Origin of the sequence: Streptomyces rubellomurinus (assembly GCF_000961885.1) — a bacterium.
GTDB classification, from domain to species: Bacteria; Actinomycetota; Actinomycetes; order Streptomycetales; family Streptomycetaceae; genus Kitasatospora; species Kitasatospora rubellomurina.
In genome coordinates this window covers 1-569 of record NZ_JZKH01000301.1, presented here as the reverse complement: position 1 = coordinate 569, position 569 = coordinate 1, and the positions used below count along the sequence as shown (strand labels likewise).

The 569-nt window shown below is 75.4% G+C and carries 1 protein-coding gene; it reads left to right on the top strand.

The features are described from left to right. Window positions 1-43: 43 nt before the first annotated feature. On the top strand, window positions 44-569 hold a 526-nt coding region (locus VM95_RS37930), incomplete at its 3' end, for a ketoacyl-synthetase C-terminal extension domain-containing protein (RefSeq protein ID WP_425265402.1).

Below are 569 nucleotides of genomic sequence, written 5' to 3'. Positions count from 1 at the left end.
GTCGAACCTCGGGCACGCGCAGGCGGCGGCGGGGGTGGCGGGTGTGATCAAGATGGTGATGGCGATGCGGCACGGGGTGCTGCCGCGCACGCTGCACGTAGACGAGCCGAGCCGCCAAGTGGACTGGTCGGCGGGGTCGGTGGCGCTGCTGACGGAGCCGGTGGAGTGGCGGCGAGGCTCCGAACCGCGCCGGGTCGGGGTGTCGGCGTTCGGGATCAGCGGGACGAACGCGCACGTGGTGCTGGAGGAGCCGCCGGAGGTGGCTCTTGCCCTGGGTGGGGAACCGGCCGGGGTGGTGCCGTGGGTGCTGTCGGCGCGGTCGGAGGGCGCGTTGCGGGCCCGGGCGGAGCGGTTGGCCGCGCGGGTGGGCGAACTCGACCTGGCGGACGTGGGGTTGTCGCTGGCTTCCACCGGCGCAGGGTTCGAGCGGCGGGCGGTGGTGATCGGCTCGGAACGGGCCGAACTGCTGGCGGGGCTGGGGTCGGTGACCGGCGGCCAGGTCGTCGCGGGCAGGACCGCGGTGTTGTTCTCCGGGCAGGGCGCGCAGTGGGCGGGGATGGGGCGGGGGT